The 26132-nt window shown below is 66.7% G+C and carries 19 protein-coding genes; 8 read left to right on the top strand and 11 right to left on the bottom strand.

The window, feature by feature from the left end; all coding sequences use genetic code 11:
- Entirely contained in the window at positions 1-1296 is a 1296-nt protein-coding gene (gene rhaI, locus LO55_RS18160) for an L-rhamnose catabolism isomerase (RefSeq protein WP_071362542.1), read from the bottom strand.
- Between the two features lie 114 nt (positions 1297-1410).
- The gene (locus LO55_RS18155; RefSeq protein ID WP_071362541.1) at positions 1411-3519 is read right to left on the bottom strand and encodes a bifunctional rhamnulose-1-phosphate aldolase/short-chain dehydrogenase; all 2109 of its coding nucleotides are present in this window, start codon (positions 3517-3519) and stop codon (positions 1411-1413) included.
- A gap of 361 nt (positions 3520-3880) precedes the next feature.
- Here LO55_RS18155 and LO55_RS18150 point away from each other — a divergent pair, with 361 nt between their 5' ends.
- The 6 genes from LO55_RS18150 to LO55_RS18125 all read left to right on the top strand — a co-directional run bounded on the left by LO55_RS18150 (position 3881) and on the right by LO55_RS18125 (position 10882).
- Complete coding sequence (locus LO55_RS18150; RefSeq protein WP_071362540.1) at positions 3881-4741, top strand: DeoR/GlpR family DNA-binding transcription regulator; 861 nt, start codon at positions 3881-3883, stop codon at positions 4739-4741.
- Positions 4738-5757, top strand: coding sequence for a rhamnose ABC transporter substrate-binding protein (gene rhaS / locus LO55_RS18145; protein WP_071362539.1), 1020 nt, complete (start codon positions 4738-4740; stop codon positions 5755-5757). Before LO55_RS18150 ends, rhaS begins: the two co-directional genes overlap by 4 nt.
- Before the next feature lie 79 nt (positions 5758-5836).
- Positions 5837-7396 (top strand): sugar ABC transporter ATP-binding protein, encoded by a 1560-nt coding sequence (locus LO55_RS18140; RefSeq protein WP_071362538.1) that lies wholly within the window; start codon positions 5837-5839, stop codon positions 7394-7396.
- Positions 7393-8412: an ABC transporter permease gene (locus LO55_RS18135; protein WP_143054553.1), complete on the top strand. Its 1020-nt coding sequence runs from the start codon at positions 7393-7395 to the stop codon at positions 8410-8412. Before LO55_RS18140 ends, LO55_RS18135 begins: the two co-directional genes overlap by 4 nt.
- Positions 8409-9461: an ABC transporter permease gene (locus LO55_RS18130; protein WP_071362537.1), complete on the top strand. Its 1053-nt coding sequence runs from the start codon at positions 8409-8411 to the stop codon at positions 9459-9461. The genes LO55_RS18135 and LO55_RS18130 overlap by 4 nt, the downstream gene beginning before the upstream one ends.
- Before the next feature lie 14 nt (positions 9462-9475).
- Positions 9476-10882: an FGGY-family carbohydrate kinase gene (locus LO55_RS18125; RefSeq protein WP_071362536.1), complete on the top strand. Its 1407-nt coding sequence runs from the start codon at positions 9476-9478 to the stop codon at positions 10880-10882.
- A 99-nt stretch (positions 10883-10981) separates the two neighbouring features.
- Here LO55_RS18125 and LO55_RS18120 read toward each other — a convergent pair whose 3' ends face one another.
- The 4 genes from LO55_RS18120 to LO55_RS18105 all read right to left on the bottom strand — a co-directional run bounded on the left by LO55_RS18120 (position 10982) and on the right by LO55_RS18105 (position 19906).
- Entirely contained in the window at positions 10982-14788 is a 3807-nt protein-coding gene (locus tag LO55_RS18120) for a beta-galactosidase (RefSeq protein ID WP_083415413.1), read from the bottom strand.
- A 31-nt stretch (positions 14789-14819) separates the two neighbouring features.
- On the bottom strand, positions 14820-15851 hold the full coding sequence (locus LO55_RS18115) for a glycoside hydrolase family 43 protein (protein ID WP_071362535.1): 1032 nt from the start codon (positions 15849-15851) through the stop codon (positions 14820-14822).
- A 69-nt stretch (positions 15852-15920) separates the two neighbouring features.
- Positions 15921-19100 carry a TonB-dependent receptor gene (locus LO55_RS18110; RefSeq protein WP_071362534.1) on the bottom strand — a complete coding sequence of 1060 codons (3180 nt, stop codon included), beginning with the start codon at positions 19098-19100 and terminating at the stop codon, positions 15921-15923.
- Positions 19101-19297: 197 nt separating this feature from the next.
- The gene (locus LO55_RS18105) at positions 19298-19906 is read right to left on the bottom strand and encodes a hypothetical protein (RefSeq protein WP_071362533.1); all 609 of its coding nucleotides are present in this window, start codon (positions 19904-19906) and stop codon (positions 19298-19300) included.
- Between the two features lie 408 nt (positions 19907-20314).
- On the opposite strand from LO55_RS18105, the gene LO55_RS26450 reads away from it, so the two are divergent.
- A complete protein-coding gene (locus LO55_RS26450) occupies positions 20315-20659 on the top strand; it encodes an NAD-dependent epimerase/dehydratase family protein (RefSeq protein ID WP_143054552.1) in 345 nt (114 codons plus the stop codon).
- Positions 20656-23430, top strand: a complete 2775-nt coding sequence (locus LO55_RS18095) for a glycosyl hydrolase 115 family protein (RefSeq protein ID WP_071362531.1) — start codon at positions 20656-20658, stop codon at positions 23428-23430. Before LO55_RS26450 ends, LO55_RS18095 begins: the two co-directional genes overlap by 4 nt.
- 76 nt (positions 23431-23506) lie before the next feature.
- Here LO55_RS18095 and LO55_RS26735 read toward each other — a convergent pair whose 3' ends face one another.
- The 5 genes from LO55_RS26735 to LO55_RS18075 form a co-directional block, all read right to left on the bottom strand.
- Positions 23507-23650, bottom strand: a complete 144-nt coding sequence (locus LO55_RS26735) for a hypothetical protein (RefSeq protein ID WP_177185545.1) — start codon at positions 23648-23650, stop codon at positions 23507-23509.
- A gap of 101 nt (positions 23651-23751) precedes the next feature.
- The gene (locus tag LO55_RS18090) at positions 23752-24024 is read right to left on the bottom strand and encodes a hypothetical protein (RefSeq protein ID WP_071362530.1); all 273 of its coding nucleotides are present in this window, start codon (positions 24022-24024) and stop codon (positions 23752-23754) included.
- Positions 24025-24080: 56 nt separating this feature from the next.
- Positions 24081-24698 (bottom strand): hypothetical protein, encoded by a 618-nt coding sequence (locus LO55_RS18085; RefSeq protein WP_071362529.1) that lies wholly within the window; start codon positions 24696-24698, stop codon positions 24081-24083.
- 26 nt (positions 24699-24724) lie between these two features.
- Complete coding sequence (locus tag LO55_RS18080) at positions 24725-25297, bottom strand: DUF8309 domain-containing protein (protein WP_071362528.1); 573 nt, start codon at positions 25295-25297, stop codon at positions 24725-24727.
- 111 nt (positions 25298-25408) lie between these two features.
- Positions 25409-26104 carry an Imm26 family immunity protein gene (locus LO55_RS18075; protein ID WP_083415412.1) on the bottom strand — a complete coding sequence of 232 codons (696 nt, stop codon included), beginning with the start codon at positions 26102-26104 and terminating at the stop codon, positions 25409-25411.
- Between the last annotated feature and the right edge of the window lie 28 nt (positions 26105-26132).

Below are 26132 nucleotides of genomic sequence, written 5' to 3'. Positions count from 1 at the left end.
TCAGACGATCCCGCTGCTGCTGGCCCCGGCCTTCACGGGGCGCAGGCCGGCCACGCGGTCGCGGTAGCCGCTGGCGCGGTAGCAGGCCACCGGATCGGCGGCGCCGCCGGCGCGCACGCGCGCCATCGCCAGGATCGGGCTGACGTCGGTGCGGAAGGCGCGCTTCAGGGTCTGCGCCGCCTCCAGCACGTCGTTCTGCTCCTGCAGCGCGGCCAGCGCGGCGCGGTCGACCAGGGCCGACTGCACGAAGGCGCGCTGCACCTCGGCCGCGCTGCTCATCAGGCTCTCGATCGGGTCGGTCACGTTGTGCGACTGGTCCAGCATATAGGCCGGCTTGAAGGCCTCGCCCTCGCGCCGCGCCGCGTCGGCCAGCTCGTTAAACACCAGGAACAGCTGGAACGGGTTGATCGAGCCGGAATCCAGGTCGTCGTCGCCATACTTGCTGTCGTTGAAGTGGAAGCCGCCGAGTTTGCCGAACTGCGCCAGGCGCGCCACGATCATCTCGATATTCGTGTTCGGCGCATGGTGGCCCAGGTCGACCAGGCACTTGGCCTTCGGTCCCAGCTCGGTGGCGCAGGCGAAGCTGGTGCCCCAGTCGGCGATGGTGGTGGCGTAGAACGCCGGCTCGAACAGCTTGTGTTCGATGAACACGTTCCAGTCGGCGGGAAGCGCGGCATAAATCTCGCGCATGCTGTCCAGGTAGCGCTCCAGCGCGCCGCGCAGGTTGTGCTGGCCGGGGAAGTTGGCGCCGTCGCCGACCCACACGGTCAGCGCCTGCGAACCGATCGCGCGGCCGATCTCGATGCATTCGATATTGTGGGCCACCGCCTGCGCGCGCACGGCGGCGCTGGTCGACGTGAGGCTGCCGAACTTATAGCTCTGCGCCTGGCCCTGCTGGTCCTGGAAGGTGTTCGAATTGACCGCGTCGAAGGCCAGGCCCAGCGCCTGCGCCGTTTCGCGCAGCTCGGAGGCGTCGGTCGGTTTGTCCCACGGGAAGTGCGGCGACACGCTGGGCGTGGCGCGGGTCAGCTGGTGGATGACGGCGCAGTCTTCCAGCTTCTCGAACACATTGCGCGGCTCGCCGCGGCCCGGGAAGCGCGCGAAGCGCGTGCCGCCGGTGCCGGCGCCCCAGCTGGGCACCGCCACGGCGAAGCTCTGCGCCAGCGCGGTCAGCTTGTCGATATCCAGTCCGCGGCGCGCCAGCATGCCGCCCAATCCCTCGTAGTCGGCCTGCAGTTGCGCGTCCAGTTTGGCGTTCTGGTCCGCGACCAGGCCGGCGTCGATAACGCTTGTCATACTCGTCTCCTCCATGCAGGCGGCATACGCCGCCGATGACCGGTGACGCGCGCCCCGGAGGGTCGGCGTCCCAGCTTGTTGTGATCTCTTGCTATCTTAGCGTATCGCCCGCGGTCAGCGCGTGAAGGCGGCGGCGTTGCCGGCATCCACGTTCAGGATGTTGCCGGTGCTCTTGCCCGACTTGTCGCTGGCGAAGAAGTACACCGCTTCGGCGATATCCTCCGGCAGCACCGAGAGTTTCAGCATGCTGCGCTTGCGGTAGAACTCCTCGACGTCGTCGGCTTCGATCTTGTTGGAGGCGGCGCGTTCTTCCTTCCACTTGCCGTCCCAGATGCGCGAGCCGCGGATCACGGCGTCCGGATTGACGACGTTGACGCGGATGCCGTGTTCGGCGCCTTCCAGCGCCACGCAGCGCGCCAGGTGCAGTTCGGCCGCCTTGGCGGTGCAGTAGGCGGAGGCCCCGGCGGATGCGACCAGGCCGTTCTTGCTGCCCACGAAGACCATGCTGCCGCCCAGGCCCTGCTGCTTCATGATGCGGAAAGCCGCGCGGGTAGCCAGGAAGTAGCCGGTCACGAGGATATCCTGGTTGCGCTTCCATATCTCCAGCGTGGTCTCGTCCAGCGGCGCCGCCGAGGCGATGCCGGCGTTCGAAATCAGGAGGTCGACGCCGCCGAAACGCAGCGCGGCCGCCTCAAGAATGCCGGCGACTTCCTCTTCGTTCGTGATATTGGCGCGCACGGTGCCGATGCTGTCCTTGCCTGCGACCTTGGCCAGGTCCTTGCCGGCCTGTTCGAGGGCCTCGGGATCGATATCGGTCAGCATCACGCAGGCTCCCTCCTGCAGCAGCTGGCGCGCGACCGCCTGGCCGATGCCGCCGGCGCCGCCGGTCACCAGCGCGATGCGGCCGGCCAGGCTTTTCGGTTTGGGCATGCGCTGCAGCTTGGCCTCCTCGAGCAGCCAGTACTCGATGTCGAAGGCTTCCTGTTCCGGCAGGCCGACATAGGTGTCGACGCCATTCGCGCCGCGCATCACGTTGATGGCGTTGACGTAGAACTCGCCGGCGATGCGGGCGGTGGCCTTGTCCTTGGCGAAGGACAGCATACCCACGCCCGGGATCAGGTAGATGATCGGGTTGGCGTCGCGGATCTTCGGGCTGGTGGCGCGCTTGCAGCGCTCGTAGTAGGCGGTGTAGTCGGCGCGGTAGTCGACCAGGGCCTGGTCGAGACTCGCGGCCAGGCGCTCGAAATCGGGCGCGCTCGGGTCGAAGTCCAGCACCAGCGGGCGGATCTTGGTGCGCAAAAAGTGATCCGGGCACGAGGTGCCCAGCGCCGCCAGCGGCGCCAGGTGGGCGCTGCTCACGAATTCGAGCACGGCGTCGCTGTCGTCGAAGTGACCGAGCTTGTACTCGTCCTTGCTGATCTTCCCGCGCAGGAGCGGCATCAGGCGCGCCGCCAGCGCCGCGCGCTCGGATGCAGGCAGGATCGGGCTGGCCGGGCCGCCGAACACCGGCTGCTGGATGTTCTGCGCCAGCCAGTCCTCGGCGCGCTTGATGATCGCCAGCGTGGTTTCGTAGCACGACTGCGAAGTGTCGCCCCAGGTGAACAGGCCGTGGCCTTCGAGGATGATGCCCTTCAGTTGCGGATTGGCCTGCGACACGGCCTCCAGCTTCAGGCCCAGGTCGTAGCCAGGACGCTGCCACGGCAGCCAACCCAGCTCGCCCTCGAAGATCTTCGCGGTGAGTTCCTTGCTGTTCTTGCAGGCGGCGATCGCGATGCAGGCGTCCGGGTGCATGTGGTCGACGTGGCGGCGCGCGATATACGCGTGCAGCGGCGTGTCGATGCTGGCCGCGCGCGGGTTCAGGTTGAAGGTGCAGTGCGGCAGGTAGCCGACCATCTCGTCTTCGTGTTCGAGGCCGCGGTAGCGTCCCTTGAGCGCATGCAGCTTGCTCATGTAGAGGGTCGAGAAGCCATCGAGCTTGATGCTGCCCAGGTCACCGCCCGAACCCTTCACCCACAATACCTCGACCTGCTCGCCCGACAGCGGGTCGACCATGTCGATCTTGGCCGAGGTATTGCCGCCGCCAAAATTGGTGATCCGCAGGTCGGAACCCAGCAGGTTGGACCGGTACAGCAGCAGTTCCGGCTCACTCAAGGTGGCCGCAACGGCTTCATCCCAGCGCGAGGTGATCGGTTCGCGCTGCTTCGTTTCGCTCAAGGCGCCCATCTGTATCTCCTAGTTGATTGTTTTGTCATCGAATCGATGCGTCTCATCCATGTCCTGCGTCCGCATGCTGCTCCAGCAGCGCTACGGCATCGGCAGACAGTAGAAAGCAGCGGCCCACGGGGTGTCAACGCGGAAACAATCAACTTGCTGACCAAGTAAGAATCAATCACCGACTTGAGCGATTTGAGCATTTGTGCGCTGCAGCGCCGGGAAATAATCAGTCAAATGATCATTTGGTGATTGACGATATTGCATCTAGAAACTACTCTTTTCGAACACCCCGCGATTCCTGCCCACAAGAGGCCTGGAACGACGGGTCCCATGCCGCACACAACCAGACGGCTTACGGAGGAGACACAATATGGTGAATCACAAACGCCGCAAGCGTTTGCTGAAACTGCTTGCCGAGCACCAGACGGCGACGGTCCAGCAGCTTGTCGAATGGCTCAACGCGTCCCCGGCGACGGTCCGGCGCGACATCAGCTGGCTGGCGGGACGCAACCTGCTCACCCGCACCCGGGGCGGCGCCGAGAACCTGCTGCCCAGGACGCGCCAGTTCCCGCTGACCAGCGAAACGTTCCAGAACAATATCCAGTGCTTCGCCTCGCGCAAGCGCGCCATCGCCCGCCATGCGGCCGGCATGTGCAACGACGGCGAGACGATCATCATCAACGGTGGCACCACCACCTTCATGATGGCCGAGTTCCTCACCGAGAAGCAGCTCAAGATCCTGACCAACTCATTCCTGATGGCCGAGCGGCTGCTGGTCTCGAGCGAGAACGAGATCATCGTGCCGGGCGGGCGCGTGTACCGCGAGCAGAACGTCATCCTTTCGCCGTTCGACAACGACATCACCCAGCACCACTACGCCACCAAGATGTTCATGAGCGTCTACGGCCTGTCGCTGCTGGGATTGATGGAAGCCGACCCGCTCCTGATCCAGGCCGAGAAGCGCCTGATCAGCCAGGCCGAGGAACTGGTGGTGCTGGCCGACAGCTCGAAGTTCGCGCGCAAGGCCGGCCTGATCCTGTGCGGCCTGGATCGCGTGTCCACCGTGATCACCGATACCGACGCTTCCGACAAGGCGGTGCAGCTGCTCGAACAGTATGGCGTGAAGGTCGTCACCGTCGAACCCGACGGCGAGATGCCGGCGTTGCGCACCACGCGCTACAGCCCCCAGTATGACTTCCAGTCCGCAGCCCTGATGGAGATTTCGCATTGAAGATCAAACAGCTCCTGCTCGCCGCGGCGGCCGTCGGGGTGTTCGCCGGCCTGGCCGGCTGCGCCGACAAGAAGGCCGCGGACGCGCCTGAACAGACCCGCATCGCGATGGTCGTCAAAAGCCTGGGCAACGGCTTCTTCGACGCCGCCCACCAGGGCGCGAAGGATGCCGCCGCCGAAATCGGCGGGGTCGAGATCATCTATACCGGCCCGACCACGCCCAGCGCGGAAGGCCAGATCGAGATCATCAATTCCCTGATCAGCCAGAAGGTCGATGCGATCGTGGTCTCGGCCAACGACCCGAACGCCCTGGTGCCGATCGCCAAGAAGGCGATGCAGCGCGGGATCAAGGTGATCTCGTTCGACAGCGCGCTGGCCCCCGACGGGCGCCAGATGCAGCTCAATCCCTCCAACGCGGAACTGATCGGCCAGAAGCAGATCGAGATGGCGGCGGCGGAACTGGACGGCAAGGGCGAGCTGGCGATCCTGTCGGCGTCGGCCCAGGCGACCAACCAGAACATCTGGATCGGCGTCATGAAGAAGACGCTCGAGCAGCCCCAATACGCTGGCCTGAAGCTGGTGGCGACCGTGTATGGCGACGACCAGTCGGACAAGAGCTACCGCGAAGCCATCGGCCTGTTGCGCAGCCACCCGAACCTGAAGGCGATCATCGCCCCGACCACGGTCGGCATCGTCGCCGCCAGCAAGGCGGTGGCCGACGAGGGCCTGGTGGGCAAGGTGTTCGTCACCGGCCTGGGCCTGCCGTCCGAGATGGCCGGCCACGTCAAGAGCGGCGCGGTGCGTGAATTCGCGATCTGGAACCCGGTCGACCTGGGCTACGCCGCCACCTATGCGGCCCACCAGTTCGTGGCCGGCAAGGCGACTTCCAGCGCTGGCGCGACCGTCGCGGTCGGCCGCCTGGGCGCCGTGACCCTGGACGCCAACGGCGAAACCGCCCTCGGCCCGCCGTTCACCTACAACGCCGGCAACGTCGACAAGTTCGCCAAGCTGTTCTGACCCGGCCCGTCCGCCGCGCGCGATCGATGCGATTTGCATGATCGGCGCGCGGCGCCTTTCATCCGTTTGCAGCACCCATATGCCAGTGACCCAACTGACAAGCCCTCCCCTGCGCCCGCACGACGGCGCGCCCGCCACGCCGGTACTGCAGCTGACCGGCATCACCAAGCGCTTCAACGGCGTCTGCGCCCTGAATGGCGTGCGCCTGTCCATCCGTCCGGGCGAAGTCATGGCCCTGATCGGCGAGAACGGGGCCGGAAAGTCGACCCTGGTCAAGACCCTGACCGGCATCCACCGTCCCGACGAAGGCGCGATCCTGCTCGACGGGAAGCCGGTGTCCTTCGGCAGCCCGCAGCAAGCGATGGCCGCCGGCATCACCGCCGTGCACCAGGAAACCGTGATGTTCGACGAATTGTCGGTGGCCGAGAACATCTATGTGGGACGCCACCCGACCCGCGGCCCAGCGCGGCGCATCGACTGGGCCGGCATCGAAGCCGAGGCCGAGGAGCTGTTCGCGCGCCTTGAGGTGTCGCTGCCGGTGCGCGCCCGCGTGCGCGACCTGTCGGTGGCCCAGCGCCACTTCGTCGAGATCGCGCGCGCCCTGTCGCAGGATGCGCGCGTGGTCATCATGGACGAGCCGACCGCCGCGCTGTCGCAGCGCGAGATCCGCGAGCTGTATCGCATCATCGACGGCTTGCGCGCGCGCGGCACCGCCGTCATCTTCATCTCGCACAAGTTCGACGAGATCTATCAAGTGGCCGACTGCTACACGGTGCTGCGCGACGGCCAGTTCGTGGCCGAAGGCCGGCTGGCCGACGTGAAGGAGCCGGAGCTGGTGGCGCTGATGGTCGGCCGCGCGGTGCACCAGGCCTATCCGAAGGCCGAGGTAGCAATCGGCGCGCCGCTGCTGGAGGTCGAGGGCTTGAGCCACCCGACCGAATTCCAGGATGTCGGCTTCACCCTGCGCAAGGGGGAAATCCTCGGCTTTTATGGACTGGTGGGCGCCGGGCGTTCGGAGGTGATGCAGGCGCTGTTCGGATTGACGACGCGGGTGACCGGCAGCGTGCGGCTGGAGGGCCAGCCGGCGGTATTTGGCAACCCGGGCGAAGCGATCGCATGCGGCCTGGCGTATGTGCCCGAGGACCGCCAGCACCATGGTGCGCACCTGACCATGCCGATCATGCACAACATCACGCTGCCGATCCTGTCCAAGCTGGGTTTCTTCCCCCGTGCCCGGGCCGAGGCCGCGCTGGCGCGCCGCTTCGCCGAACAGCTGGAGCTGAAGGCCGCCTACCTGAGCCAGAACGTCGACGAGCTCTCGGGCGGCAACCAGCAGAAGGTGGTGCTCGGCAAGTGGCTGGCCACCGATCCCAAGGTCATCATCCTCGACGAACCCACCAAGGGCATCGACATCGGCTCCAAGGCCGCCGTGCACCGCTTCGTGAGCGGCCTGGTCGAACGCGGCCTGTCGGTGATCCTGGTCTCGTCCGAACTGCCCGAGGTGCTGGGCCTGGCCGACCGCGTGGTCGTGATGCGCCAGGGCCGTGTGGTGCGCGAATTCGCGCGCGGCGAGGCCACGCCCGAGACCGTGGTCGCGGCCGCATCCGGGGTCGACCTGGGACTGGAGGCGGCGCCATGATCAAGCGTGTCCCCATGACCGAGGTATTCAGGCAGCGCGAAGCCCTGCTGGCCGTGATGGTGGTGGCGCTGGTGCTGCTGGTCGGCCTGCGCGCCCCGGTCTTTCTCACCACCGCCTCGCTGGCCAACCTGCTCACCGACAGCACCCTGCTGGTGATGCTGGCCCTGACCCAGATGCTGGTGATCGTCACCCGCGGCATCGACCTGTCGGTGGCCTCGAACCTGGCCTTGTCGGGCATGGTCGCGGCCATGCTGGCGTCGGGTAATCCGGAACTGCCTCTGGCGCTGGTGATGCTGGCCGCGGCCGGCACGGGCCTGGCCCTTGGCCTCGTCAACGGCGGCTTGATCGGCTATCTGGCCTTGCCGCCGATCGTGGTCACGCTGGGCGCCATGAGCGTGTACCGCGGCCTGGTGTTCGTGATCTCGGGCGGCGCCTGGGTGTCGGCGCACCAGATGCCGGCCAACTTCATCGGCTTCCCGCTGCAGCGCCTGTTCGGCCTGCCGCACCTGGTGTGGATCGCCTTTGGCGCGGTGCTGGCGATGGCCTTCCTGGCCCGTCACACCCGCTTCGGGCGCGACCTGTACGCGATTGGCAATGCGCCGCAATGCGCCGCCTACATCGGCATTCCGACCGCGCGCCGCCTGCTCTGGACCTATGGCCTCTCGGGCATGGTGGCGGGCCTGTGCGGCTACCTGTGGGTGGCGCGCTATGCGGTCGCGTATACCGAGATCGCCTATGGTTTCGAATTCACCGTGATCGCCGCCTGCGTGATCGGCGGCGCTAGCATCGCCGGCGGCGTCGGCTCGGTGCTCGGCACCGTGCTCGGCGCCCTGTTCCTGTCGGTGATCGGCAATGCCCTGCCGGTGCTGCAGGTCTCGCCGTTCTGGCAAAGCGCGCTGACCGGCGCCGTGATCCTGGCGGCCGTGCTGCTCAATGCCGGCGGCAACCGCAAGCGCAGCCGCCAGATCCTGCCGCTGCACCGCACCGACGTTCCGGCCGCAAGGAGCCCAGCATGAATGCGACCAGCATCGCCCAGGTCGAACCCCCACTCGATATCAAGACCGTGAACGACTCCAGCCACACATCGCGTTATACGATCCTCGACCGCAAGAAGCCAGGCCTGCGCCACGTGCTGGCGCGCTGGGAGACCCTGCTTGCCATACTTCTGCTGGCGGTGTTCGTCGCCGGCGGCGTCACGCTCGAGCACTTCCTCGATCCCTACAACCTGCTCGATGGCACGGTCAACTTCAGCGAGAAGGCGCTGATCGCGCTGCCGATGGCCTTGTTGATCATCTGCCGCGAGATCGACATCTCGGTGGCCGGCACGCTGGCGTTGTCGTCGGTCGCCATGGGCCTGGCGCACGGCGCCGGCCTGCCGGCCGAGACCCTGCTGTTCGTGGCGGTCGGCACCGGCCTGGCCTGCGGCTGGCTCAATGGCTTCCTGGTCACGCGCTTCATGCTGCCCTCGATCGTCGTCACCATCGGCACCATCGCCCTGTACCGGGGCCTGGCCAGCGTGGCGCTGGGCGACCAGGCTTTCACCAACTACCCGCAGCTGATGGCGGATTGGGGCCAGGGCACCTTCTTCGGCGTGGTGCCGCGCGCCTTCGTGATCCTGCTCGGTTTCGCGCTGCTGTTCGCCGTGGTGCTGCATGCCACCACGGTGGGCCGCCGCATCTACGCCATCGGCAATAATCCGGACGCCGCGCGCTTCTCGGGCATCGCGGTCGACCGCTACCGCCTGGGCCTGTTCATGCTCACCGGCGCCATGGCGGGCCTGGCGGCCTTCCTGCTGACCGGCCGCATCGGCAGCACGCGGCCGAACATCGCCACCAGCTGGGAGCTCGAGATCATCACCATGGTGATCCTGGGCGGCGTGAGCATCGCCGGCGGCGCCGGCACCATCGGCGGCGTGCTGCTGGCGGTGCTGACGATGGGCGCGGTGACCTATGGGCTGGCGCTGGCCAACGTGCCCGGCATCTACATGACGATCGTGGTGGGCGTGCTGCTGCTGGCCACCATCGCGCTGTCGCGCCTGTTGCGCGGCAAGCCGGCCCGTCATTGATGGAGCGCGCCCCCATGCAAGCGACCCCGGACGACGCGCTGATCGTACTCGACATCGGCAAGACGAACGTCAAGCTGGCCCTGGTCGACGCGGCCGGACGGCTGCTGGCCGAACGGCGCCGGCCGAATGCGATCCTGCACGACGGCCCCTATCCGCACCACGACACCGACGGCATCTGGGACTGGATGCTGGCGACCTGCCGCGCCTTCGCCGGCCAGGCGCGGGTGACCGCGATCGTGCCCGTCACCCACGGCGCCACCGCCGCCCTGGTCGACGACGACGGCCTGGTGCTGCCGGTGCTCGACTACGAGGCGGCGCTGCCGGGGCTCGACTACGCCGCGCTGCGGCCGGCCTATGCGCAGACCTGTTCGCCGCTGCTGCCGGCGGGCCTGAACCTGGGCCGCCAGCTGGCCTGGCTGCGGCAGCATCACCCCGAACCCTTCGCGCGGGCGCGCCACATCCTGATGTATCCGCAGTACTGGGCCTGGCGCCTGTGTGGCGTCGCCGCCGGCGAAGCGACGTCGCTCGGCTGCCACACCGATATGTGGGACCCGGTGCGCCAGGACTATTCCTCGCTGGTGACGCGCATGGGCTGGGAAGCCCAGATGCCGCCATTGGCGCCCGCCTGGGCGGCGCTCGGCGTGCTGCGTCCCGAGGTCGCGCAAGCCACCGGGCTGGCGCCAGGCTGCGAGGTCCTGTGCGGCATCCACGACAGCAATGCCTCGCTGCTGCGCCACCTGGGCCGCGACGGCGCGGATGTCCCCAGCGCGCCGCGCACCGTGCTGTCGACCGGCACCTGGCTGATCGCGGCCGCCTTCGGCGTCGGTCTCGCCGGCCTGCGCGAAGACGCCGACATGCTGGCCAATACCAACGCGCTCGGCCAGCCAGTGGCCTGCATGCGCTTCATGGGTGGACGCGAATTCGGCGCGCTGGCGGGCGACCAGCCGGGCACTTGTTCATTCGAGCAGCTCGAACGGCTGATCGCGCGCGGCACGATGGCGCTGCCGTGCTTCGCCGATGGCGGCGGCCCGTTCGCAGGCCGGGCCGGCCGCATCGCGGGACCGCCCGCCGCCGACGTCGGCGAACGCTTCGCGCTCGCCACGCTGTACTGTGTCCTGATGACCGACTACTGCCTCGACGCGCTCGGCGCGCGCGGCCCGATCACCGTCGAGGGCAGCTTCACGGCGAATCCCTGGTTCGGCCCCCTGCTGGCCAGCCTGCGTCCCCACCAGGCGCTGGCCTACTCCGACGACGCCAGCGGCACCACCTGCGGCGGCTGGCTGCTGCGCTACCGCGACGCCACCCCAACCATTCAACACCACCCCAAGCCGCCGCGCGCGGTCGCCGGCCTGTCCGCCTACCGCGACGCGTGGCGCGCCGCACTCTCCACAGCCACCCCACAACTATCCCACGCTCACTAACCCAACAATGAGGGTCAGAGTCGAATTATTGGCCAATTGATTTACTGAAGTTGGCAAACAATTCGACTCTGACCCTCATTATTGGTGGAATAAGGATCGCTATTTTTGGGGTTTCCCATCCTGTGCGGTCATGATCTCGAGGGGGACGCCGCCGCGGGTCGCGCGCAAAGTGACTAGCCTTATGGGTTCCAGGGCGTTTTCGGGGCGGCCGTCGGTCGTGACCGCCAGCGCGATCGTGTTCTCGCCGTTCGGATTCAGGATGCCCGGCGAGATGACGAAGGTACGCTGCGGGCCGATGTGGGCGATGAACTGGCCCATGTTCCAGCCGTTGACGAAAATCAGCGCGCGGTTGTCGCGTTCGGAGCGTGGCTTGTCGGTGTCGCCGAAGGCCAGGGCGAGCTGGACGTCGTGGTCGCGCGGCAGGTCGAGCTTGAATTGCGTGCGCAGCCAATAGGTGCCGGCGGCCGGCGGGGCGTCGGTCGGGCGAGCGGACTGCCAACCCTGGGACGACGCGGTCGGCAGGTGCCAGCCGGCGCGCTCGCCATACAGGCCGCCGTTGTTCATCGGGCCGCGCACGCGGTCGACCAAGTCCTCGCCGCCCTGGCGGCCCTGGATGCGCCAGGCGATCGGCGTGCCGAAGCGCTGGCCGCCACGGCTCGTCAGCGAGGCCGAGATCAGGCCGCGCGCCTCGCGATGGAAATCGTCCGCCATCAGGTTCCAGTTATGGCCGTTGTTGCGCACCATGACCGCGATCATGTGCTCGCCCGGCGTGAGCGTGCCCAGGTCGAGCTTCACGCTGTCGGTCGTCTCCGGGAACGAGCGCCCGGTGTCCAGCTCGTGCTGGCCGACGAAGCGGCCGTCGATCCACACCTGGATCATGCCGGCGCCGCCGGCCCCGTAGAACAGCTCGAGCCGGCTGGCCTTCGGATCGGTGCTGGTGAAGCGCCCGCGATACCACACGTCGCCGTGGTGGAAGCCGTAGTCGCTCATCGCCAGGGTCGGCTGCCCGCGTTCCGGCATGGTCCAGGTCTGGGCCGCCGACGCGCGCCGGTCGGCCCGCACCCAGGCGCTGTCGTCGAAGCGCGGCGCCACCTCCAGGCTGTCCATGCGCCGGGTCCAGGCCAGGCGCGCCAGGTCCGGCACGCGCACCGCCTCCGGGCCCTTCAGGCCGGCCGCGCGCACGCTGCCGTCCAGCTGGGGCGTGAGCGCCAGCGGTTGTCCGTTGAAGCTGGCCGTCTCGAACGCCGGCCCCCAGATCTCGATGGCGCCATCCTGGTCGACATCGCCCGTCATGGCAAGCAGGCCGTCGGCGAGCCGCGCCGATCGCACCAGCGCCGGCGTCAGTTGCAAGGCGCGTCCGGCCCCGGTGTCCTGGGTCCAGAACCGCATGCTGGTCTGTTCGTCCGCCAGCAGGAGGAGCATCGGGGCGCGCCCACCGCCCGAGATGCGCACCCGCGCCAGGCCATCGTGCACGTAGTTCAGCACCAGGTCGCCCCTGGCCGCGTCCCAGCGCGATTGCACCCGGCCCGCCAGCACCTCGACCTTCGGGGCGCCGGCATAGCGCAGCACGGTCTCGCCCTCGAGGCCATCGCGCCCATGCAGCAGCACGATGTCGCGTTCACCGTCGCGCAGGTGCGTCTGCAGCTCGGAGGTCGAATACACCAGGCGCTGGCGTTCCATATCGTAGGAGGCCAGCAGCATGCGCGCGTCCTGCCCGCGCAGGGTCGAGGCGATCGTGTACTCGCCGTCGCGCGTGGCGAGCCTGACGCTGAAACGCTCCTCTCCCTTGCCATCGAGGGGATTGTGGGCCGCGAACACCACGTGGGCGCCCAGGCGCTTGTTGACGTTGTGGTAAACCCTGACCTTGCCGTCCGCCGGCGCCAGCGGCGGCCCCTTGTCCATCTCGGCCAGCACCGCTTCGGCGGCCTGGACGAACATGCCCTGCTGCTTGAGCGCATAGGCCTTGGGACGCAGGCCGCGGTCTTCCGCAATCGCCGCGCCGTAGTCGTACGAGGTGTAGACCACCGGACCGGCCAGCCAGCCCCACGAAGTGCCGCCGAAGGTCATGTAGACGTTGTGGATCGTGATCCGGTTGATCAGGTTCGTCCCATAGAACACCCGCTGGTAGCCCTTGCCCTGGCGCTCGGCGGTGCAGGCATAGGTGCCGTTCGAGCCCCAGTAGTCGAACCAGCCGCCGCCCAGTTCCGCCGCGAAGCCCGGCGTGGCGGGGGAAGACAGCGCGCCGGCGCGCGGGCCAGGCGCGCCATGGATGCCCCAGTCGGGCGCCTTGTTGGCGCCGGCGGGGTTGGCGTGCACGTCGCAGCTGCCGCCCGGGTAGCCGTCGAAGGCGTAGATGTCGGTCGGACCGGGATTGGCCCACGCCGCGCTCGAGTCCTTCGGCGTCCAGTCGGGCAGGCGGCCGGCGGCGTTGTGGAAGAACGGCACCGTGATGCCGTCACGGCGCGCCTTGCGCGCCAGGTGCTCCATCTGGCGCACGTGCTTGGGCTCCACCTTGCCCAGTTCGTTCTCGAGCTGGTAGGCGATCACATTGCCGCCGCCATCGGTGACCTGGTGGCGCGCGATGATCGCGTTCACCTGGGTCATCCACTCGTCCACCGCCGCCAGGTACACCGGGTCGTCGGTGCGCGCCTCGCCGCGGTTGCGGAACATCCAGCCCGGATAGCCGCCGCCGGTCAATTCCGAGTTGATGTACGGGCCGGTGCGGGCGATGACGTACAGGCCCTCCTCTTTTGCGATCTGCAGCGCGCGCTCGACGTTGCGGATGCCCGAGAAATCGTAGACCCCGGGCGCCGGCGAATGGTAGCCCCAGTCGAAATAGAAGGCCACGCCATTGAAGCCGAGCGCCTTCATCTTCTGCATCACGTCGCGCCACAGGGCTGGGTTGGGCAGGCGGAACGGGTGGATCTCGCCCGACCACACCACCACCCGCTTGCCATCGATCTTGAGGGAATACTGATCCCAGCTCACCTTCCGTGGCGCTCCCTTGGGCGCCGACACGCCGACCAGCTCCCCGGCATCGCCCGCCAACGCGCCAAACCCCGACGCCATCGCCGCGGTGCCGGTCAGGCGCCGCCGTTCGCCCCAGGTGCGGCCGCCATCGAGGCTGTCGGCGTGCCATGCGCGCCGACCGGCGTCGACGCCGTACAGGCGCAGGGCCGGGCCATGACGCACCAGGGCCGCCGCCGTCACGCCGGCGCCGAGCTTGTCCAGGGTGGCCTCGACCTTCCATGGGCCGGCCAGGGAGGCGGCGCGCGCCAGCGCCAGCCGGCCGCCCTGGTGGCGCGCCACCGCCACATAGCCTTCGCCATCGAGCAGAACGGCCGCGTCAAGGTGGCCGGCCAGCCCTTCCAGCCGCCGTGGCGCCGACCAGTTGGCCAGTTGCGCGTCCGGCGCGACCATGTGGACGCCCCCGGCGTTCGCGAACACGAGCTTGAGAGTGCCGTCGCGCTCGCGCACCCAGCCGGGCTTGCCGGACTGGCCGGCGCCGCCCAGCGGGATGTCGCGCAAGAACTCCCACTGCCGCAGATCGGGCGAGCGGGCCAGTCCGATGCCGCCTGCGCCGTTCGCATACGCCAGGTAGTAGCGACCGTCGGCGTGACGCGCCAGCGCCGGATCGCGCAGGTCGCCGGCGGGCGGAGTCCAGGTCTCGGAAGCCAGCGAGGTAAAATCGGCGCCGTCGTTCGAGACCAGGATGCTCAGCGCATTGGCCGCGCCGGCCGTCAGCGCCGGCATCAGGACGACTCGGCCATCGCTGTCGCCTGCCTTGGCGGCGTCACGCGCCGCCTGCATCCCCGAACCCTGGGGAATGCCGAGCTCCTGGGCCGAGGGCAAGCCTGCCGCGCACAGGGCGGCGCAGGCCGCCGCCATCGAGTGATACCACTTCATGTCGCACTCCTTTGCTGCATATCCACGCTGTTCATTGCTTCGCTGCCTCCCTGTCTGCGACCGGCTCGCCGAAGTCGGGCATGCCGTCGTCGCGCCAGATGATCGCCTGCGCGCGCGTGTGGCGGTTCGGGTCGCGCAGCGGCTCGCCCACGATGTCGCGATAGTCGCGCGCATGGTAGACCAGGATGTCGGTCTTGCCGTCCCGGCTGGTGGTAAAACTGTTGTGGCCAGGTCCATACTGGCCGGTCTTCTCGCTGCTGCGCAGGACCGGCTGCGGCGACTTGGTCCACGCGGCCGGGTCGAGCAGGTCGGCGTCCTCTTGCGCCCACAGCAGGCCGAGCGCGTAGTTGGCGTCGGTGGCGCTGGCAGAATAGGTCATCAGGACGCGGCCATGCTTGACCAGCACCGCCGGCGCTTCGTTGACCCAGTGGCCGATCCTTTCCCAGGCGTGCTCGGGACGCGTCAGCAGCACGGCCGGCTGGCGGATCGCCAGCGGACCGTCCATCCGCGCCAGGTAGATGTTGGTGCCCTTGCTGCCGTCCGGCGCGACCTGGGTCCATGAGAGGTAGCGCTGGCCGCGGTGCGCAAAGGTGGTGGCGTCGAGCGCGAAGCTCTCCCAGCCGGTCTTGAGCTGGCCGCGCTCGATCCATTCGCCCTCGAACGGATTCTCCGCGCTGTTCTCCAGCACGTAGAGCCGGATCTCCCACACCTTGTCGGCGCGGCCGGCGCTGAAGTACAGATACCACTTGCCGTCGATGCGGTGCAGCTCGGGCGCCCAGATGTGGGCGCCCATCTCGCCGCTGGCGTGCTTGCGCCAGACGACCCGGGCCTCGGCCTTCCCGAGTTCGGCGAGGCTGCGCGCGCGGCGCAGCTCGATGCGGTCGTACTCGGGCACCGTGGCCGTGAAATAGTACCAGCCGTCCGGATGCAGGGTGACGTGGGGATCGGCGCGCTGGCGCACCAGGGGGTTGGCGAAGCCGGCATCATCGTCGGATGCGGCCGGGGCCTGGCAGCCGGCCAGCGCCAGCAGCATGCACAGGATTGGCAATGCATGGGATTTCATGGTGTCCTCTCAAGCGAAAAAGCCAGCCACCCCATCAAGGGCGGCTGGCTGCAGACATCGGGAACGAGATCAGATCTTGACGCCCAGGGTCAGGAAGTAGCGGCGTCCAGACCAGGCCAGTTCGTTGATCCGGAACGGGTCGCCCGCATCGCTGCGCTGCACTTCGTCGGTCAGGTTCTTGCCCTCCAGCGCGATCGACACGCGGTCATTGAAGCGCCACTGGATCTTCGCGTCCAGGAAGCCGGTCTTTTCCTGGAATACCGGGTTGCCCGAGACGTCGTTGGCGCCGGTGAAGAAGCGGTCGCGGTAGGTATAGGCCAGGCGCGCATTGACCGGGCCCTGGTCATACCACAGCGAGAGGTTGTAGGCGGTCTTCGACATGCCGGGATATGGCAGCACGGTGTCGTCGAGCAGGTTCAGGCGCTCCTTGCCCGGCGCGTACTTGTAATCCATGCGGGTGTAGTTGGCGTCGATGCCGAAGCCGCTCAGCCAGCCCGGCAGGAAGGTCAGCGCGGTGCGGCCGGCCAGCTCGATGCCCTTGGTGGTGGCGCCCTCGCCGTTGACGGCTTGGGTGACGTTGAAGCGCTGGCCGTTCTTGAACAGGTCGACGTCACGGGTGAGCACGCGCTCGATCACGTAGCTCGAGATGTCCTTCTCGAACACGGCCAGCGACAGCTGGCTGTCCGGCGTCGGGTAGTACTCGAGGCTGAAGTCGGTGTTGGTCGAGCGGTAGGGCTTCAGGTCCGGATTGCCGGCGGTGCAGGTGTCGACGCCTTCGCCGCCGAACTGTGGGTTGCCGCTGCCCAGGACGCAGGTGGCGTTCGGCGCCAGCAGGTCCATGCGCGGGCGCGCCATCGCCTTGGCCCAGCCGACACGGGCAAGGAACTTGTTGTCGATGAACCAGAAGGCGCCATTGAAGCTCGGCAGCCAGTCGTGGTAGGTGTTGTCGACCGTGACGCCCCCGTTGCTCATGACGACGTCGGTGTAGGTCGTGGAGCCGGGGGAGGTTTCGGTACGCACCGAATAGCGCTGCAGGCCCGAGGACTTGTTGTCGGTGCGGGTGTAACGCATGCCGATATTGCCGTCGACCTCGTAGCCGAACAACTGCGTGGCCCAGTCCAGGCGCAGATAGGTGGCGGCAATCTTTTCTTCCACGCCGAACGCCGGGATCTGCGGATAGACGTTGCCGTCGCTGCCAGGCGAGTCATACAGGTAGTCGTGGTTGAAGGCCGACGTGTCGAAGAACGGCAAGGCATTCGCGAACACCGGCGACATCCAGCCGGACGGCATGCCCTTGACGTCCCCCAGCCCGCCGAAGAAGGTGCCGGGCGAACGGCCGCTGACGGCGCTGATCAGCTGCGCCATTTGCGCGGCGTTGATGTAACGGGTCGAATAGCCCGAATTGATGAAGGACTGGGCGTCGTTCGGACGCTGCGCGCCGCCGGTATAGAACGGATCGTAGATCGCAGTCTGGTTGATGTTGGCGCCGCGCACATTGATGTCGTCGGCGGTCGACGCCGGGTTGGCGCCAGTGCTGGCGAGGTAGCCGCCGCCGTTGTACTGGGTCGATTCGGCCTTGCGGGCCTGGGCGCCGAACCACAGCTTGGTGAAGAACGGCGTCGTCAATCGATAGCGCAGGTCGACCTTGGCCTGGTCTTCCTGGTTCTTGGTCTCGCTCGGGCGGTACTGGAGCTGCGCCTGGACGTAGGAGGCCGGATCATCCGGGCTGTAACCGGACGGGAAGGTAAAGCGCGGCAGGCCCTGGTCGTCCAGGGTCACTTTCAGCCCCGGCGCGTTCTGGGTCAGCGCGATGTTGTTGCTGTCGCTGTCGTAGTGCGAGCGCGAGGTGCCGAACAGGCCCTCGACCTCGAGGCGGTCGCGCTTGTAGAGGAAGCCCGAGGTGGCATAGCGCGAATCGATGTCGAGCTGGAAGTCGCGCGCCGAGGTGCCGAAGGCGCCCTGCCCGCCCCGGCCAGCCGCGTACAGGCAGTTGCCGACGGTGTAGGAGGTGACGTGGTGGTTCGTGACCACCATATCGTCCGGCGTCGTGGCCGCCGGCACGCACGTGCCGACCGTGGTCGGCACGCCGGTGGCCGGGTTGTAGACCGGCGCCTGGCCGGCGTTCGCCAGGCGATTCGCATCCGGGAAGTCGGTGCCGAAGTTGCGGTCGTTCAGGCGCTGACGCTGGGTATTGGCCTGGTAGCTCACCCAGGCGTTGAAGTTCTTGCTGAACTCGTACTGCGCAGTGACCTCGCCCGACGAACGCTTGTGGTCGCGGGTCCAGATGCCGTAGCGCGCAATGCCCGGCGAGTAGTCGAACCACTGGCGCCGGCAGGCATCGGCCTGGGCGGAGCTCAAGCCCGAGGTGGCGCAACTGGCCGCATCGCCGATCGCGGCCAGGCGCGGATCGGTGCTGACCACGGTCTTCTCGGGCGACTTGTCCCAGTCCTGGATGAAACGCCACGAGGTGTTGCGCGCGTAGTCATTGCGGGTGTGAACCTCGTCGTAGACGAAGTTAGCCATCAGGCCCAGCTTGCCGCCCAGGTACTTGTCGGCCATGTACAGGTTGCCGCGCGGCTGGACGCCGCCGCGCGAAGTCGCGTGTTCGGCCGAGATGCTGGTGCCGATGGTCGGCTCCTTGAAGTCGAGCGGCTTGCGCGTCTTGATCGACACCGAGCCGCCGACGCCGCCTTCGGTCATGTCCGCGGTGATGCCCTTGTAAACGTCGATCGAGCCGATCAGCTCCGACGCCAGCTCGCGCAGCTCGGCGCCGCGGCCCGCGGTGCCGCTCGTGTTCAGCACCGACATGCCGTTGATCTCGATGCGGTTCAGGTCCGGCTCGACGCCGCGGATCGAGATCTGCGAGCCTTCGCCGAAATCGCGCGACAGCTGCACGCCGGTCACGCGCGACAAGGCTTCGCCCACGTTCTTGTCGGGGAACTGGCCGATGTCTTCGGCCACGATCGAATCGGACACGGTGCTGGCGCGCAGCTTGCGATCGATGGCCGATGCCACCGAGCGGCGCGTGCCGGCGATGTAGACCACGGCCGGCGCGGTCTCGCCGTCGCTGATGGTGGCTGGCGGGGTGCTGGCCGATGGCGCGGTCGAAGCCGGGGCTGGATTCGCCGGCGTCTGCGCCGCTTCCTGCGCCAGCGCGCCATGCGCGGCCAGGAGGGCGATCACTGCGGCTACCGCCCGCGCGCAGCGGGTCGGGTGAAGCACGTGCGTGCGTGTCGTTGCTTGGTTCATCTGTCGTCGTCTCCAAGGGCTCTGTTATAGGTGTACTGCTTGGCCTTGAAAACATTCTATGTGCGTACAGTTGCCTGATTCCATATGGCATTGAAAGAATCATGCACCTGATCGAAAGGGGCGCATTCGACCTGGAATCGCTCAAGCGCTTGAGCGATTCCCTGGGTTCGCGTGGCGCACGCGCCGCACCGCCCGCATCACGGCAGCTCGTAGAATTCGGCCTCGATGATCGACAACTGCGAGCGCGCGACCTGCTGCGCGCCGGTGTCGGCGTTGGCCTGGTTGGCCACTTCGAGCATCCGGATCGCCCCCGCGTCATCGGCCTGCCCGTCGAGCGCGATCCTCACCTCGCTGCCGTGGCGCGGCGCCAGCGGCAAGGTGACGTAACCGAGGTTCTTCGGCGTCGTGCCCCGGTACACCTCGGCGCCATCGACGAACACGCGCAAGGGATAGCTGCGCTCGCGCCAGCCGGTCAGCTTCAGCACCAGCTCGCGCAGCAACGCCGGGCGCGCCAGGCGATACGTGATCTCGGCCGGCGCTCCGGGCGCGTTGGCCCAGCTGGTGGTCTCGTCATCGTCCACCGACTGCGCGGCGCGCTCGCCGTTGCTGGCCGCCGTGCTGCCAGCCACCGGCACCGCGACCGGTGTCGATGCCAGCGCGAGCCCGGCCGGCGCCAGGCCGTCGGCGCGCGCCCGCAGCGCGTGGTTGCCGGCGCTCTGCGCGATGCCGCCGCGCCATTCGGCCGACCCCGCCAGTTCGAACCGCACGCTGTCGAGCGCTAACCGGATTGCGCCGTCCGGCGGCATCGACCGCCTCCGCCTGCACCAGGGCCAGGTTGGCGCCGTCGTGGAAACCGGGCTGGTAGGCGCCGGCGGGTCGCCGACCGTCAGCTCCCAGCCGGGGGGAAATCGTACTGGGTGCGGGCGGCCCAGGCAGGCATGCCGATGCCGCGATCGACGGGGCCGCCAGGGCCAAGGCGCCCGGGATGGGCAATGCGGTGCGATCCATGCGTGTCGCCATCCGTCGATGCTGGTCCAGCTGATGTCTTCGTACGCCAGCGCCTGTATTGTTCAGCATCCGGCCCCGCCTGTGCGGCCCGGGCGCGAATCACTCAACATCGTGACCGATCGCGCCGGCCGGATTGACGGGCGCGCTGAATCATCCGGTAATGGCGCTCCGACCGACCTGCTTTTTCATCTACCGGCACCGAGATCATGAGCAAACCTTTCAAACGCATCCTCTTCACCGGCACGGGCGGCAATCTGGACCGCCGTCTGCGCAAGCGCCTGCACGACTTCGCCGACGTCGTGCGCCTGGCCGACGTGGCCGACATCGGCCTCGCCGGGGCGAACGAGGAAGTGGTGCAGTGCGACCTGGCCGACCGCGCGCAGGTGATGCGCATGTGCGACAGCGTCGACGCGGAGCTGCACTTCGGCGCGATTCACCCTGGATGGCGGCCAGCCGTTCGCCTATCCGGCGGAGGACGACCTGAGCACCTTCCTGCAGGGCGGCGCGTTCGTGACCACCGGCCCGAAATATCCGCAATAAGGCGTCGATGAAGATACTCGCCCTGCTCGCCCTTGGCGCACTGGTGGCGAGCGGCGCCGTCCATGCCCGGCCATTCGCGCTGGACCGCGATGGCGCCCTGCCCGTGCTCGTCACCGACGGCAGCGCTACCTCCCGCCTGGCGGCCGATCTGCTGATCCGCGACCTGGCCGCGCTGACCGGCATCGCCGGCCGGCGCGTGGAAGGGTTGAGCGACTGCCCGCAACGCTGCATCGTGGTCGGAAGCGCCGACACCGCGCTGGTGCGCGAGGTGGCCGGCGCCATCGGCGCCGACCTGGCGCCGCTGGCCGGGCAACGAGAGCGCTACATCCGCTCCATGGGCCGCGCCGACGGACGCGACGTGCTGCTGATCGCCGGCGCCGACCGGCGCGGCGCCGTGTATGGCGTGGTCGACGCCTCGCGCGAACTGGGGATTTCGGCGTGGGAATGGTGGGCCGACGTCAGGCCGGCGCGCAAGACCGGGCTCGCGCTCGACGGCGCGCCGCGCCTGTCCGCCGCGCCGTCGGTAGCCTGGCGCGGCATCTTCATCAACGACGAAGACTGGGGCTTGCAGCCGTGGGCCGCCAGGACGCATGACCCCGCGAAGGACATCGGCCCGCGCACCTATGCCCGCGTGTTCGAGCTGATGTGGCGCCTGAAGGCCAATTTGCTGTGGCCGGCCATGCATGACAGCACCAGGGCCTTCTATACGATCCCCGGCAACGCCCAGGCGGCCGACGACCATGCGATCGTGGTCGGCACTTCGCACGCCGAGCCGATGGCGCGCAATAACGTCGGCGAATGGCAAGCCGGCTTCGGGGAATTCAACTGGTTCACCAACCGCGACGCGCTGCTGGGCTACTGGCGGCAGCGCGTGCAAGAGGTGAAGGGCTTCGAGAACGTCTACACCCTCGGCCTGCGCGGCGTGCACGACTCGGCCATGGAAGGCGCCAGTGGGCCGGACCAGGCCCGCGCCACGGTGGAAGAAGTCATCGCATCGCAGCGCGCCATGCTGGCGCGCACCCTGGGCCGGAGCGCCGAGCGCATCCCGCAAGCGTTCACGATGTACAAGGAGGTGCTGGACTACTACAACCGCGGCTTGCGGGTGCCGGACGACGTCACCCTGGTCTGGCCAGAGGATAATTACGGCTACCTGAACCAGCTCGGCACGGCGCGCGAACGCGCGCGCGGCGGCGGCAACGGCATCTATTACCACCTGTCGTACTGGGGCCGCCCGCACGACTATCTGTGGCTCGGCACCACCCACCCGGCGCTGATCCGCGACCAGCTCCAGCGCGCCTGGACCACCGGCGCGCAGCGCCTGTGGATGCTGAACGTGGGCGACATCAAGCCCAACGAGTACCTGGCCGAGTACTTCCTCGACGCCGCCTTCGACGCCGATGTGCTGCGCCGGGACCCGGCGCACCACCTGGCCGCCTGGGCCGGTCGGCAATTCGGCGCCTTTCACGGCAAAGAGATCGCGGCGATCAAGCTCGAATACTATCGCCTGGCCTGGGAACGGCGCCCGGAATTCATGGGCTGGAGCCAGACCGAACCCACGCGCCCGGTGCGCGCCACCGACTACATCCGCACCGGCGGCGAGGAAGCCGAGCGGCGTCTGGCGGCCTACCGCGCGCTGGTGCGCCGCGCCGAGGCGCTCCAGGCCCGGCTGCCGTCGCTGCTGCACGACGCCTACTTCCAGCTGGTGCTGTACCCGGTGCGCTCCAGCGCCAGCCTGAACGAGCGCATCCTGAAACTCGATCTGGCCGCGGAGTACGCGCGCCAGCAGCGTCCCTCGTCGAATCTGTACGTGCGCCAGGCGCGGCGGGCGCATGCCGCCATCGCGGCCGATGCCGCCGCGTACAACGCGCTGGCGAACGGCAAGTGGGCCCATTTCATGGACGTCGCGCCGCGCCGGCTGCCGGTGTTCGCCGAACCGGTGTACCCGACCTACGACACGTCCACGCGGGGCGGCTGCGGGCTGGTATACCCTGCACCGCATTCGGTCGAGGCAAACCAGCTGGTGGTGCCGGCCGGGCGTGCGGTCAGCCGCACGCTCACGGTGGTCAGCCATGGCGGCCAGGATGTGGCCTGGTCGGTCGGTCCCGAGGCGCACGGGGTGCGCCCTAGCCTCGCGGCCGGCCGGCTGGACGCCGGCAACGGACACGAGCAGCGCCTGGTCCTGCATGTCGATGGAAGCGCCAACCCAGCGCTCACCCTGCGTTGCGGCGCGCAGATGCTGAAGGTGAACCTGCAGGTGCAGGCCGTTGACGGTGGCCTGCCGGGCGAGCGCGAACGCATCGTCGTGCTGCCGGCGGCCAGCGCTTCAGTGCCGGCGTCATCCGACTGGGAAGCCCTGCCCGGCCTCGGCACGTCCGGCAGGGCCATGCGCGCGCGCCTGGAACTGCCTTCACGCGGGGTCGACGCGCTCGCGGGCGTGGCGCCGCTCGAGTACCGCTTCCAGACCCGCAGCGAAGGCGGCGCCACCCTGCGCCTGGTCGCCGTGCCCGTGCATGCACTGACGTCCGAGAACCGCCTGCGCATCGCGGTGCAGCTGGACGATGGGCAGCTCGAGGTCTTCGACTACACGACGGTCGGCCGCAGCGACGAATGGAAGCGCAATGTGCTGGCCAATATGGCGGTGCGCAGCAGCACGCTGGCGCGGCTCGATCCAGGCGTGCACATCGTGCGCATCTATGCGCTCGATCCGGGTGTGGTGCTGGATCGTGTCGACGTGGTGATGGATGGGGCGCCGGAGTACTATGGGATGCCGCCGATGGACTGATGTGGCAGGGCGCAGTGTGGCCAATTGCGGCCATCATGGCGGCCAGTGTCGGACCGCCGAGGTCGGACCGATCGATTCAGCCGGGCAGCTCCAGCACTTGCATGTTCTTCTCGAGCGATCCGCTCAATGTCGGCAAATCTTCTGTCTCTTCAAACACGAGCTCGAAACCAGAGTCGATGATTTCGCGTCGGGCGATCACGCGGAAGCCATTGACCGTCATGGCGTAGTTCCCTGGACTGAGCATGACTTCGCGCCAGTTCTCTCCGGGGGCCCATTCTCGACGCGTTGCCATATCCGATATCACGGCTTTGGTGACGATTTTTAATGGAACCGTAGCGTTAGAAACAATAATGGTTTTCGGATCAATCCCTCGAGGTTCCTTATCGGCCGCAGGATGATCGAGTAGATACCATCATTCAAGCCGAGAACAGGCAGGACGATCCCTTGCTCGACCACTCGTTCTCCTTCATCCGATCTGACGAAGCGCGCGTAGAGATTATCGCCAGGATTAATCTCGGAAAAATACCCCGCCAGGAGACTCGGATCGAATATCACGATCCCGTTGAAGTCGACGATCAGTTCAAACTTCTGCATCCGATTCCATCCTTTTTTTGGAATATGGCTACATTGACTTCGCCTTAGCAACTAGGCTAGGTAGTCTGGACGAAGAATGTTCCAGCGTCCTTGCCCAGATCGCCCGGGCTTGCTTTCGGGCGGATGAACAGATAGCCGACTGCGTCGGATAGGCCAAGAGCTCTCCGGAATGGATGAGGAAACCTGGCTCCATAGATTTGTAACGCGAAACACTCGTCATTCAAGCCGAGGGGCTCGGCCTGAAGAAGACCCGCTTTACCACCCAATTTAGAACCAGTGTAAGGCTCATCGTCGGCCAGCTCGCCCTCTGCCTGCATTGCCATTGCGGGAACAGACGGCACGCCGGCGACTTCGAACCCGGACTGATGCAGGATGACTCTGGTATATCCTTCCCTTAGCAATGCGAGTTCTTGTGAAGATCCATGGTAGGTGACGTAGTCCAAGAAGTATTCTTGCGCATCATAGTAAGAGAATACTGAAACGAACATTCCGACAGGCAGCTTGAATCCTACATTGTCGTTCAGGAACGTCGTTGGAACCGAAATCAATAGTGTCAGCGCCTTTCCGTCTGGAGCGGCCGGCCATTCGACGACGCCTCCAATAAGCGCTTCTCCTCCGATGCGAGGCAAGTCGACGTCGACACATGGGGCATTCAACATCAGCTTCTTCGCCATCACCGAGCATCCTGACATATGCCGCATCACTGACCGGTATGCCTCACGGACGACTGTCCATTGTGCGGCGGGGGCAGCGCGATTCCCTTGAACAGAAATTCCTTTGAATCATCCCAGTTGACCCCTGTTGCGAAGTATCTGCGCAGGCGCTTGCGGATCTTGCCGGCGTCTCCATACACCCCGCTGAGCTCATGGCGATAAATCACATCCAGATCCGTTTTCGGATCGAGGTCGGCCTTGATGATGGCGGCGCCACAGGACGAAAACTGATCGGTCAATTGGATCAGATCCGCGCCATAGGTGCCGGCGCCCTTGAACACCGCGCTCAACATCACCATTGGAATCGGAGCGGAACTCGGGATCACTCCCGCCTGATCGAGCTTATCAACGATCAGCGAATCCAGATTTTTCTCTGCGACGTAGATGAAAAATAGTGAGGGGACGTCATTCAGATCGACGCCATCCCATGCGTTCCTGGGCTGGACAATATCGAAGAACTCCATGATGCCGTTCTTGCGCATCTGCGCAAGCGTGAACGCTTCATTACCGATCTCGAGAACGACGACATCGTTTTCTTTGCAACCGGTCGTCTTCAGCATCCCGCACTCCTCCTGAGCATGCACGCCCCACGCCTGACAAGACGGCCATCGAGATTACCGCCGACGTTGATTTCCAAGAAGCACTCGATTAAATCATCATCGACGGTGAGTTCAAACATCTGGCCTTTTCAGATGATCAACTATCATTTTTTTGAAATTGAAGTCGTCATACGCGGCGTATTTCGGTAACCCCTCTGCCTCGCGGATATCGATGTCCCTCTCGTTCTCATAAATATCCGTGACGGTCAGGGCGAAAGGCGGCGTCCCATACACGTAGCGCAATGTGGCGTACTCGTCCCCAGGCACGAAATCAGTCTGGTGCTCTATGATCCGCCAGTCTCCCAGGTCACCGACCTCCAACAAAGAATAGCTCTCGATCGGGACCGGCGGCACCAGCCAGGTTTTCTCTTTACTGTGATCGAAAATGGGCTGGCGCGAGAAATAATCAAAGATCTCCGCAATCGCGCCGATCGAGACATTGGCAACGATCCTGCCGAATCCAAATCTGCCATCATCGAGTCTATAAGCGAAAATATCTCCAGGCGTTACTCTCTGCCTCTTCCTTCGCTTGGCCGTCTTGATCGAAACTTGTTTGACCTCGAGTTCGTCAAAGCCAGCAAGTACATCGTTATCCAGGTTTGCCTTGAATGCAAGATCCAATGCGTATTCCAGTTCCTGTAACGACGGCCGCCTCGACAGATCTTTCTGATACGCCTGACTGAAGTCATGCAGAAAGTGGCGTACCGAATCCAGCACTGCGTCACCAATCAACACATCCGTACTGCCTTGTGCGCTCCACCATCCCATAGTCCCTCCGTGATTGGTACGCCGTGTC

Origin of the sequence: Massilia timonae (assembly GCF_001866515.1) — a bacterium.
Classification (GTDB): domain Bacteria; phylum Pseudomonadota; class Gammaproteobacteria; order Burkholderiales; family Burkholderiaceae_D; genus Telluria; species Telluria timonae.
The sequence above is the reverse complement of the archived record's forward strand: the minus strand, read 5'-3'. Positions and strand labels throughout refer to the sequence as shown.

Excerpts from the sequence above, each read along its gene's own strand:
- LO55_RS18075 (WP_083415412.1), bottom strand. The coding sequence starts at position 26,104 with ATGGGATGGTGGAGCGCACAAGGCAGTACGGATGTGTTGATTGGTGAC.
- LO55_RS18140 (WP_071362538.1), top strand. The coding sequence starts at position 5,837 with ATGCCAGTGACCCAACTGACAAGCCCTCCCCTGCGCCCGCACGACGGC.
- LO55_RS18115 (WP_071362535.1), bottom strand. The coding sequence starts at position 15,851 with ATGAAATCCCATGCATTGCCAATCCTGTGCATGCTGCTGGCGCTGGCC.
- LO55_RS18090 (WP_071362530.1), bottom strand. The coding sequence starts at position 24,024 with ATGCAGAAGTTTGAACTGATCGTCGACTTCAACGGGATCGTGATATTC.
- LO55_RS26735 (WP_177185545.1), bottom strand. The coding sequence starts at position 23,650 with ATGACGGTCAATGGCTTCCGCGTGATCGCCCGACGCGAAATCATCGAC.
- LO55_RS18095 (WP_071362531.1), top strand. The coding sequence starts at position 20,656 with ATGAAGATACTCGCCCTGCTCGCCCTTGGCGCACTGGTGGCGAGCGGC.
- LO55_RS18085 (WP_071362529.1), bottom strand. The coding sequence starts at position 24,698 with ATGGCGAAGAAGCTGATGTTGAATGCCCCATGTGTCGACGTCGACTTG.
- LO55_RS18150 (WP_071362540.1), top strand. The coding sequence starts at position 3,881 with ATGGTGAATCACAAACGCCGCAAGCGTTTGCTGAAACTGCTTGCCGAG.
- LO55_RS18080 (WP_071362528.1), bottom strand. The coding sequence starts at position 25,297 with ATGCTGAAGACGACCGGTTGCAAAGAAAACGATGTCGTCGTTCTCGAG.
- LO55_RS18120 (WP_083415413.1), bottom strand. The coding sequence starts at position 14,788 with ATGAAGTGGTATCACTCGATGGCGGCGGCCTGCGCCGCCCTGTGCGCG.
- LO55_RS18105 (WP_071362533.1), bottom strand. The coding sequence starts at position 19,906 with ATGCCGCCGGACGGCGCAATCCGGTTAGCGCTCGACAGCGTGCGGTTC.
- rhaI (WP_071362542.1), bottom strand. The coding sequence starts at position 1,296 with ATGACAAGCGTTATCGACGCCGGCCTGGTCGCGGACCAGAACGCCAAA.
- LO55_RS18125 (WP_071362536.1), top strand. The coding sequence starts at position 9,476 with ATGCAAGCGACCCCGGACGACGCGCTGATCGTACTCGACATCGGCAAG.
- LO55_RS18110 (WP_071362534.1), bottom strand. The coding sequence starts at position 19,100 with ATGAACCAAGCAACGACACGCACGCACGTGCTTCACCCGACCCGCTGC.
- LO55_RS18130 (WP_071362537.1), top strand. The coding sequence starts at position 8,409 with ATGAATGCGACCAGCATCGCCCAGGTCGAACCCCCACTCGATATCAAG.
- LO55_RS18135 (WP_143054553.1), top strand. The coding sequence starts at position 7,393 with ATGATCAAGCGTGTCCCCATGACCGAGGTATTCAGGCAGCGCGAAGCC.
- LO55_RS18155 (WP_071362541.1), bottom strand. The coding sequence starts at position 3,519 with ATGGGCGCCTTGAGCGAAACGAAGCAGCGCGAACCGATCACCTCGCGC.
- LO55_RS26450 (WP_143054552.1), top strand. The coding sequence starts at position 20,315 with ATGAGCAAACCTTTCAAACGCATCCTCTTCACCGGCACGGGCGGCAAT.